8 protein-coding genes are annotated in these 9,309 nt (G+C 62.1%); 4 read left to right on the top strand and 4 right to left on the bottom strand.

Going from position 1 to position 9,309, the window contains the following annotated elements; all coding sequences use genetic code 11:
* The coding region (purD, locus tag ABYW26_RS06020) for a phosphoribosylamine--glycine ligase (protein ID WP_372603886.1) at positions 1–1,238 on the bottom strand (1,238 nt) is incomplete at its 3' end.
* A gap of 71 nt (positions 1,239–1,309) precedes the next feature.
* Between purD and xseA the strand changes: the two genes are divergently transcribed.
* On the top strand, positions 1,310–2,788 hold the full coding sequence (xseA, locus tag ABYW26_RS06015; RefSeq protein WP_372603885.1) for an exodeoxyribonuclease VII large subunit: 1,479 nt from the start codon (positions 1,310–1,312) through the stop codon (positions 2,786–2,788).
* Positions 2,789–2,881: 93 nt separating this feature from the next.
* Here the strand turns inward: xseA and ABYW26_RS06010 are convergent, their stop codons facing one another.
* The 3 genes from ABYW26_RS06010 to ABYW26_RS06000 all read right to left on the bottom strand — a co-directional run bounded on the left by ABYW26_RS06010 (position 2,882) and on the right by ABYW26_RS06000 (position 6,246).
* Positions 2,882–3,856: a DUF2971 domain-containing protein gene (locus ABYW26_RS06010; protein WP_372603884.1), complete on the bottom strand. Its 975-nt coding sequence runs from the start codon at positions 3,854–3,856 to the stop codon at positions 2,882–2,884.
* 14 nt (positions 3,857–3,870) lie between these two features.
* Positions 3,871–5,829: a DNA topoisomerase IV subunit B gene (gene parE, locus ABYW26_RS06005; RefSeq protein ID WP_372603883.1), complete on the bottom strand. Its 1,959-nt coding sequence runs from the start codon at positions 5,827–5,829 to the stop codon at positions 3,871–3,873.
* Positions 5,830–5,964: 135 nt separating this feature from the next.
* Positions 5,965–6,246, bottom strand: a complete 282-nt coding sequence (locus tag ABYW26_RS06000; protein ID WP_372603882.1) for a hypothetical protein — start codon at positions 6,244–6,246, stop codon at positions 5,965–5,967.
* Positions 6,247–6,419: 173 nt separating this feature from the next.
* Between ABYW26_RS06000 and ppk2 the strand changes: the two genes are divergently transcribed.
* The 3 genes from ppk2 to ABYW26_RS05985 form a co-directional block, all read left to right on the top strand.
* Positions 6,420–7,364, top strand: coding sequence for a polyphosphate kinase 2 (gene ppk2 / locus ABYW26_RS05995; protein WP_372603881.1), 945 nt, complete (start codon positions 6,420–6,422; stop codon positions 7,362–7,364).
* A 110-nt stretch (positions 7,365–7,474) separates the two neighbouring features.
* Complete coding sequence (locus ABYW26_RS05990) at positions 7,475–8,068, top strand: cyclopropane-fatty-acyl-phospholipid synthase family protein (protein WP_372603880.1); 594 nt, start codon at positions 7,475–7,477, stop codon at positions 8,066–8,068.
* A gap of 38 nt (positions 8,069–8,106) precedes the next feature.
* The coding region (locus tag ABYW26_RS05985) for an MATE family efflux transporter (protein ID WP_372603879.1) at positions 8,107–9,309 on the top strand (1,203 nt) is incomplete at its 3' end.

Here is a 9,309-nt window from a genome sequence, read left to right as displayed (position 1 = left end):
TTGCGGTAAAAGCCTTCGGGCCAGTCGATGGCCTCGGCCATGGCATAGGCGCGGTCGCGGGCCTCAATCAGGCTGTCGCCGCGGGCAGTGATGTTCAGCACCCGGCCACCATTGGCAGTGATCTTGCCGTCGATTTCCTTGGTGCCGGCGTGGAACACCATGTTCATGCTGTCCTCGGGCAGGGCCTCCAGTCCGCCGATGACCGAGCCTTTCGCGTATGCGCCGGGATAGCCATTCGCGGCCATCACCACGGTGATCGCGTGGTCGTCGGCCCAGTTGACCCGCGCCTGATCCAGACGGCCTTCGGCGCAGGCCAGAAGCAGGTCCAGCGCCTGAGCCCCCAGCCGCATCATCAGCACCTGACATTCCGGATCGCCAAAGCGGACGTTGTATTCGACAAGGCGCGGCTGGCCGTCCTTGATCATGAACCCGGCGTAAAGCACACCCTGATAGGGGGTGCCGCGTTTGGCCATTTCATCGACGGTGGGTTTGACGATTTCGTCCAGCGCCTTTTGCGTGACTGCGGCGTCCATGATCGGGGCGGGCGAATAGGCGCCCATGCCGCCGGTGTTGGGGCCGGTGTCGCCGTCGCCGACGCGCTTGTGGTCTTGCGCGGTGCCGACGGGCAGGATGTTGGTGCCATCCGAGAGGATGAAGAAGCTGGCCTCTTCGCCCTCCATGAATTCCTCGATCACCACCTCGGCGCCCGCTGCGCCGAATTCGCCGCCGAACATGTCGTCGATGGCGTCAAGCGCGCTGTCCAGATCCATCGCCACGATCACGCCCTTGCCAGCGGCCAGACCATCGGCCTTGACCACGATCGGCGCGCCTTGGCTGCGGATATAGGCCTTGGCCGGTTCGGCCTCGGTAAAGCGGGCATAGCCCGCGGTCGGCGCGCCGCAAGCGTCGCAGATTTCCTTGGTGAAGCCTTTGCTGGCTTCAAGCCGGGCGGCCTCTTTCGAGGGGCCAAAGCACAGGAACCCGGCGGCGCGCAGCCGGTCGGCGACACCGGCGGCCAGCGGGGCTTCGGGGCCGATCACGACAAAGTCGATGGCGTTTTCTTCGGCAAAGGTGACGACGGCGCCGCCGTCTTCGATGTTCAGGGCGGCGCATTCAGCGATGTCTGCCATGCCGGCATTGCCCGGGGCCACGATCAGGCGATCGCATTTCGGATTCTGCTTGATCGCCCAGGCAAGGCTGTGTTCACGCCCGCCGCTGCCGAGAATAAGGATGTTCATCTGCTGCCCCTGCTTGGCCTTCGGTTTGCGGCGTTCTAAGCTGTGGGCCAGCACAAGACAAGCGAGCAGCCATGTCAGACCTTATCGAAGACGCCGGACCGGGCAAGAATGCCCATGAATACACCGTCTCGGAAATCTCGGGCGCGGTGAAACGCGTGCTTGAGGGCGAGTTCGGCTATGTCCGGGTTCGGGCCGAGGTCGGGCGGGTGTCGCGGCCGCGCTCGGGGCATTTGTATTTCGACCTGAAGGATGACCGCGCGGTTCTGAACGCGGTCAGTTGGAAAGGGCAGGTGGCGCGGATGGCGGTGCAGCCCGAAGAGGGGATGGAAGTCATCGCCACCGGCCGCATGACCACCTTTCCCGGCGGCTCGCGTTATCAGCTGATCGTCGACAATGTCGAACCGGCGGGCGAGGGCGCGCTGATGGCGATGCTGGAAAAGCGCAAAAAGGCGCTGGCCGCCGAGGGGCTGTTCGCGCCCGAGCGCAAGCAGCCGCTGCCCTATCTGCCCGAGGTGATCGGGGTTGTGACCTCGCCATCGGGGGCGGTGATCCGCGACATCCTGCACCGGCTGAGTGACCGGTTTCCGCGTAAGGTTCTGGTCTGGCCGGTGGCGGTGCAGGGCCAGAGTTGCGCCGCCGAAGTGGCGCGGGCAATTGCCGGGTTCAACGCCATGACCCCCGGCGGGGCGCTGCCGCGACCGGACCTGATCATCGTGGCGCGGGGCGGCGGCTCGATCGAGGATCTGTGGGGGTTCAACGAGGAAATCGTGGTGCGGGCGGCGGCGGCGTCAGACATTCCGCTGATCTCGGCCGTGGGGCACGAGACCGACACGACGCTGATCGACTTTGCCGCTGACCGGCGGGCGCCAACGCCCACGGCAGCGGCGGAAATGGCGGTGCCGGTGCGGCTGGAATTGCTGGGCTGGGTGGGGGAACAGGGGGCGCGGCTGACGCGGGGGATCGGGCAGGCGGTGGCGCTGCGGCGACAGCGCGTGTCGGATCTGGCGCGGGCCTTGTCCAAGCCGCAGCAATTGGTCGAAGGCGCGCGGCAGCGGCTGGACACATGGGGCGACCGGCTGGACCCGGCGCTGAGGGCGGCGTCACAGCGCAAGCGCGTGCAACTGGCCGAGACCGCCGGCCATCTGCGCCCCGGCATCCTGACCCGCGCCCTTGCCGCCAAACGCGATCAACTGGACGCCCGGTCACAACGCCTGCGCCCCGAGGCGCTGACCCGCGAGCTGGACCGCAAACGCCGCGATCTGGCGCAGGTCTGCGCCCGGCTGTCGCAAGTCGCCACCCGCCAAACCGAAACCCGCCGCAGCCAGTTGGACGCGCTGGAGCGGATGCGGCAGGGGCTTGGCTATGAGGCGACGTTGCAGCGCGGCTATGCGGTGGTGCGCTCGGGCGATCAGGTGATCACCAGCAAGACCGCGGCCGAGGCGGCGACGGCGCTGGAAATCCAGTTCCGCGATGGCCGGTTCGCGGTGGGCGGCAAACCAGCGCGCAAATCCCACAGCCCGAAACCGCCCGAACAAGGCGATCTGTTTTAAGGGTTTGACCGCCCGGGCGTCAGCCCGGACAGCGCCCGACCCGCCCCATGGGCGGGCGCTTCACGCCCACCCCGGGACGGGCGCTGCCCTTTGTTAGTTGCGCCTAAGTGGGATACCTGAAAATCGAACCTTGCTCCGCGCGTCGGCCACTGAAGCTTCTTCTAACTTCGCGACAATCGCGTCGCGTAGAGGGATTTCATAGTCTGGCTCAGTCGGTCCGATAATGACTTCTTTTAACAATTCATCGGGACTTAACCCCACCAGTCCGACCTTGGGATCGCTTTCCAATTTAAGTGTGAATACCTTTTGTGGGATGCCTTGGATGACTTCTGTACTCGATTTAATACTGGTACTCTTCCAATGATTTGGTGAGTAGACGACACGCCACTCTTTTTCTTCTTCAAAACCAGGATGTTTGATAGACAAGGTTAGAAAATGAAATGCCCAAAATAATTGACCCTTGAGAAAGTCGGGATCCAATCCGGAGCGGGCGGATAAAATGGCTGAAATCCGGGGCGTGATCGTTTCAAAATAGGATTCAAATTGTTCAACCGTCCGGTACACGACAGGCACGGTGTAGGCACTTAGCGCGTCAGTCTCGTTGAAGAACGCTGTTTGATTCAGTACGATGGCAACATTTACATTGCCTCCGTAGGCTCGCCACATAGAAAGTCTTCCATACTCGTCCTCGTTAGTGGCTTCACTTCCATGCTCTCCCACCGAGAACAGATAGCTCTCGTACGTGCGAGAGTGGTTGTAGCTATCGAAAAACGTTGAAAATTTGTCCGAGAAACCTTCGGAGAAATTATCTAGTAGCTTCCTGAATTCCTGCCCAGAGCCACTATTCCATGCTTTTCTGAGGCATTCTCCGCCGTGATCAATTTCACTGAAATCGTTCATGAAGCGGGCGTTCCGGAGCCACATGCCTCCCGAGAGGATTTTTAACAAAGAATCCGCGCTAGTGTAATGAACAAAGCTAATTTTATTCTTCTTCGCATCCTCTACCTTTTGAAAATGTTCAGGAAGTAAAAATGGTACAATATTTTTTATATCAAATTCTGCGTTCATTTCTGGACCTGCCCTCACACATCCAACTCCTCCACAAACCGGGCGTTCTCCTGGATGTATTCAAACCGTTTCTCGGGCTTTTTCCCCATCAGGCGCTCGACCAGATCACTGGTTTCGCCGGGTTCGTCCTCGTCGATGGTCACCCGGATCAGCTTGCGGGTTTCGGGGTTCATGGTGGTGTCTTTCAGGTCTTTGGCGTCCATCTCGCCCAGACCTTTGAACCGGCTCACGTCGATTTTGCCTTTGCCGCCCAGACCGCGGGCCAGCCAGTCGTCGCGCTCGGCCTGATCAAGGCAATAGACCCGCCGCGCGCCCTGAGTCAGGCGGTATAGCGGCGGACAGGCCAGATACAGGTGGCCGTGGTCGATCAGCGGCCGCATCTGGGTAAAGAAGAACGTCATCAGCAGGCTGGCGATATGGGCGCCATCGACATCGGCATCGGTCATGATGATGATCTTGTCATAGCGCAGGTCTTCGACGTTGAACTTGGTGCCCATCCCGACGCCAAGCGCCTGTGTCAGGTCGCTGATTTCGGCGTTGGTGCCCAGTTTCGAACTGGCGGCGCCCAGCACGTTCAGGATCTTCCCGCGCAGCGGCAAAAGCGCCTGAGTCTTGCGGTCACGCGCCATCTTGGCGCTGCCACCGGCGCTGTCGCCTTCGACGATGAACAATTCGGTGCCGTCGCGCGTGGCGCTTGAGCAATCGACCAGTTTACCGGGCAGGCGCAGGCGCTTGGTGGCTGATTTGCGCTGGGTCTCTTTTTCCTGCCGGCGGCGCAGGCGTTCCTCGGCCCGCAGCACCAGATAATCAAGGATCGCCCCGGCAGCCTTGGTATCGGCGGCCAGCCAGTTGTCGAAATGGTCACGGACGGCGCCTTCGACCATCTTTTGCGCGGATTCAGACGACAGCCGGTCCTTGGTCTGACCGACAAAGGACGGGTCGGCGATAAAGCAACTGACCAGCGCACAGCCCCCCGCCAGCAGATCGTCGCGGGTGATCTGGGCGGCTTTCTTGTTGTTGATCAGCTCGCCATAGGCGCGGATGCCTTTCAGGATGGCGTTCCAGAACCCGGCGACATGGGTGCCGCCTTCGGGGGTGGGCACGGTGTTACAATAGGACTGGATGAAGCCGTCGCGCGACGGGGTCCAGTTGATCGCCCATTCGACGCGGCCCGGCTCGTTGAATTTCTCCGAGAATTCGACACGCCCGGCGAACGGGGTGTCGGCATAGGTCGCGGCTTTGCCCAGCGTTTCCCGCAGATAATCGGACAGGCCGCCGGGGAAATGAAAGGTCGCTTCCTGCGGGGTTTCGCCGTCGCTGATTGCCGATTTCCAGCGGATTTCGACCCCTGAGAACAGGTAGGCCTTTGAGCGCACCATCTTGAACAGCCGCGCTGGCTTGAACCGGTGGTGGCCAAAGATCTGTTCATCGGCATGAAAGGTCACGGTGGTGCCGCGGCGGTTCGGCGCGGGACCGATTTTTTCGACCGGGCCCAGCGGCAAGCCGCGCGAGAAACTCTGTTCAAACAATTCGCGATTGCGCGCCACCTGCACGACCAGACTGTCGGACAGGGCGTTGACCACCGAACTGCCGACGCCATGCAAGCCGCCCGAGGTCTGATAGGCCTTGCCGGAAAACTTGCCGCCTGCGTGCAGGGTGCACAGGATCACCTCAAGCGCGGATTTGTTGGGGAATTTCGGGTGCGGATCAATCGGGATGCCGCGGCCATTATCGCGGACAAGGACCGAGTAATCTTCAAGCAGTTCAACCTCGATACGGTTGGCGTGACCGGCGACGGCCTCGTCCATCGAGTTATCAAGGATCTCGGCGACCATATGGTGCAAGGCGCGTTCATCGGTGCCGCCGATATACATGCCGGGGCGCTGGCGCACTGGCTCCAGCCCTTCGAGAACCTCGATCGACGAGGCGTCATAAATATCTTCGGAAGCTGCCGCTAACAGGTCGTCGGCCATTTTTGCTGCTCTTTTTTCTATGCTCTGTTGACCCGGCATTAGAGCAGGACCGGGGCGACGGGGCAATGGTGAAGCAGCCGCAAGGGCAAGAACGGTGCGGAATAGATTTTCGGGCCGGGCTGGCAGCGCGCGGGCCTAGCGTTCGCTGTTGGGGATGCCGGCGATGGTGACGTATTCATCGGTCGCGTTCGTGGTCCAGAACAGCCCGCCGGTGTCGCGGATATGCCGGGCGGCGGCGTCGTAATGGCCATCCTGCGGGTCCGAGCGGTCATGGTGATACCCAAGCTGGTCCAGCAGGGCACTGCTGCCAACGCGCGCGTCCTTGCAGGCAATGAACCAGTTGCCATGCTGGTTCCGTCCTGCGGTGCAGAACCGTGTATCGGCCATACCGATGCCCCCGAATGCGGCTAACGCCATGGGCGCGGCCTGAACGCACGCCCTTCAATACAACCATTAAAGGTAAACGCATCGTAAGTTCTCGCAATAGGTGACGTCAACTGTTCGCTGGGGATCGCGGTTTTGACCTTGCGCAAGGCGGGGATGGCGTCAGTGCGCTAGGGTTGGCGGGTTCAAAAAATAAGGAGAGATGCATGTCCCCGATCACGCCCGAGCTGAACGGCGCCGCCCCCAAGACCAAGACCCGCAAAGCCGCGCCCAGCCCGGCCTCGATCGCGCATGCGTTTGAAACCGGCGAATACCCCTATGCCGAAAAGATGTCGCGCCGCAGCTATGAGGCGCAGAAGGCCAAGTTGCAGGCCGAATTGCTGAAGGTTCAGCTTTGGGCGCAAGAGACCGAGCAGAAATTCGTGGTGCTGTTCGAAGGTCGCGATGCGGCAGGCAAGGGCGGCACGATCAAGCGCTTCATGGAGCATCTCAATCCGCGTTCGGCCCGGGTGGTCGCGTTGAACAAACCGACATGGGAAGAAAAGGGCCAGTGGTTCTTTCAACGCTATATCCGCGAATTGCCGACGGTAGGCGAAATGGTGTTCTACGACCGGTCCTGGTATAACCGCGCCGGGGTCGAGCGGGTGATGGGGTTCTGCTCGCCCAGCGAATATCTGGAATTCATGCGCCAGACGCCGCTGATGGAGCAGATGTTGGTGCGCTCGGGGATTCGGCTGTATAAATACTGGTTCTCGGTCACGCAGGACGAACAGCGCGCCCGCTTTGCCTCGCGTGAGACTGACCCGCTGAAACGCTGGAAGCTGTCGCCGATCGACAAGGCCAGTCTGGACAAGTGGGAAGATTACACCGAGGCCAAAGAGGCGATGTTCTTTTACACCGACACCGCCGACGCGCCGTGGACGATTATCAAGTCGAACGACAAGAAACGGGCGCGGCTGGAATGCATGCGGCATTTCCTGCATTCGCTGGACTATCCCGGCAAGGACGCGAAAATCGCCCATGCGCCTGATCCGTTGATCGTCGGTCGGGCCGAGCATGTGATCCACCGCGCCGAACATATTCTGGGCTCGTCGCTGCACCCGGATATGCGCAAGCCTCGGGGTGGTGACGGGGGTGCGGCCGAGGAATGAGTATTTAGACCAGGAAAAAGACCGGGCCGCGCGATCGGGTTGCGCGGTCTGGCTATTTCCGGCGCCGGGCTTATGTGTGAGGAAAGGCTGGGACACGGAAAGGTTTGAGGATGTGGAATGAGCGGTTCAGCGGCAAAGACTATGTATTCGGAACCGAGCCGGCGGCGTTCCTGCGTCGGGCGGAACCCTATCTGAAGGCCGGGCAAACCGCGCTGGCGGTGGCCGATGGCGAGGGGCGCAATTCGGTTTGGTTGGCCGAACAGGGGCTGGCGGTGACGGCTTTTGATTTCGCGCCGAACGGATTGGCCAAGGGCCGGGCGCTGGCCAAGGCGCGCGGGGTCGAGGTGGATTTTCAACTGGGTGACATCACGCAATGGGATTGGGACGGCGCGGCCTTTGATGTGGTGGCGGCGATCTTTATCCAATTCGTCGGGCCTGATCTGCGGGCGCAGATCTTTGACGGCTTGCGGCGGGCGCTGAAACCCGGCGGGCTGTTGTTGCTGCATGGCTATGCGCCGCGTCAGGTTGGTTATGGCACCGGCGGGCCGGGCGTGGTCGAGAACATGTATACCGTGCCGATGCTGGCCGAGGCGTTCGATGGGTTCGAGATTTTGCGGCTGGAAGACTATGACGCTGAAATCGACGAAGGCGTCGGCCATTCCGGCAAATCGGCCTTGGTCGATCTGATCGCCCGCAAGCCCTGATCGCTGGACGCAGGTCCCGCGCGGCGCTAAGCGGGGCCATGGGTTCTGAACAATCTTATACCGCGCATTTTCGGGCGACGCTGACGCTGGGTCTGCCGCTGGTCGGCAGCCATCTGGCGCAATATGCGGTGACGCTGACCGATGCGGTCATGCTGGGCTGGTATGATGTGCGGGTGCTGGCGGCGCAGGCGCTGGCCGGGATGATGTTCTTTGTGTTGTTCATCATGGGGGCCGGGTTTGCCTTTGCGGTTCTGCCGTTGGTGGCGACGGCCGCCGGGGCCGGGGACCAGCGCAAGGTGCGGCGCGTTACCCGGATGGGCCTTTGGATATCGACCTTGTTCGGCCTTCTGGTTTTGCCGCTGTTCCTGTGGTCGGGGCCATTGCTGCGCGCGGCGGGGCAAGAGGCGGATATCGCCGCGCTGGCCCAGACCTATTTGCGGATCGTCGGACCGGCGATCCTGCCGGGGTTGGGGGTGATGGTGCTGAAAAGTTTTCTTTCAGCGCTTGAGCGCACCCGGGTGATCCTGACCGTCACCTTAGCGGCGGTGGTGGTGAATGCGGTGGTGAATTACGCGCTGATCTTTGGTCATTGGGGCGCGCCAGAAATGGGGATTACCGGGGCGGCGATTGCATCGGTCGCGGTGCATGTGGCGTCGCTGATCGCGCTGGGCCTCTATGCCGCCTTTGCCACGCCCGAACACGCGTTGTTTCACCGGCTCTGGCGCCCCGATCCCGGTGCCTTTGCCGAGGTGTTCCGGCTGGGCTGGCCGATCAGCCTGACCAATCTGGCCGAGGTCGGGCTGTTCGGGGCGTCGTCGTTGATGATGGGCTGGCTGGGGGCGTTGCCGCTGGCGGCGCATGGGATTGCGCTACAGATCGCGTCAGTGGTGTTCATGGTGCATCTGGGGCTGAGTTCGGCCGGGACGGTGCGGGCCGGGCGGGCGCGCGGAGCGGGCGACAGGGTGGCGGTGCGGCGCGGAGCGATTGTGGTCATCGCGCTTTCGCTGGCGTTTGCTGTGGCCACGATGGCGGCGTTCCTGACCGTGCCCGAGGCATTGCTGGGCCTGTTCCTGTCGCCGGACGATCCGGCGCGCGGGCAGGTGATTGCGCTGGGTGTGTCGCTGTTGGCGGCGGCGGGGTTGTTTCAATTGGTGGATGCGACACAGGTCGTGGCGCTGGGCCTGTTGCGCGGCATTCAGGATACCAAGGTGCCGATGGTTCTGGCCACGATCAGCTATTGG

It is taken from the genome of Actibacterium sp. (genome assembly GCF_041584535.1).
Lineage (GTDB): Bacteria > Pseudomonadota > Alphaproteobacteria > Rhodobacterales > Rhodobacteraceae > Actibacterium_D.
Note: the sequence above shows the minus strand (reverse complement) of the source record. Positions and strands in the feature narration are given on the sequence as shown.

Coding starts and splice junctions, on each gene's coding strand:
- xseA (WP_372603885.1), top strand. CDS start 1,310: ATGTCAGACCTTATCGAAGACGCCGGACCGGGCAAGAATGCCCATGAA.
- ABYW26_RS06010 (WP_372603884.1), bottom strand. CDS start 3,856: ATGAACGCAGAATTTGATATAAAAAATATTGTACCATTTTTACTTCCT.
- parE (WP_372603883.1), bottom strand. CDS start 5,829: ATGGCCGACGACCTGTTAGCGGCAGCTTCCGAAGATATTTATGACGCC.
- ABYW26_RS06000 (WP_372603882.1), bottom strand. CDS start 6,246: ATGGCGTTAGCCGCATTCGGGGGCATCGGTATGGCCGATACACGGTTC.
- ppk2 (WP_372603881.1), top strand. CDS start 6,420: ATGTCCCCGATCACGCCCGAGCTGAACGGCGCCGCCCCCAAGACCAAG.
- ABYW26_RS05990 (WP_372603880.1), top strand. CDS start 7,475: ATGTGGAATGAGCGGTTCAGCGGCAAAGACTATGTATTCGGAACCGAG.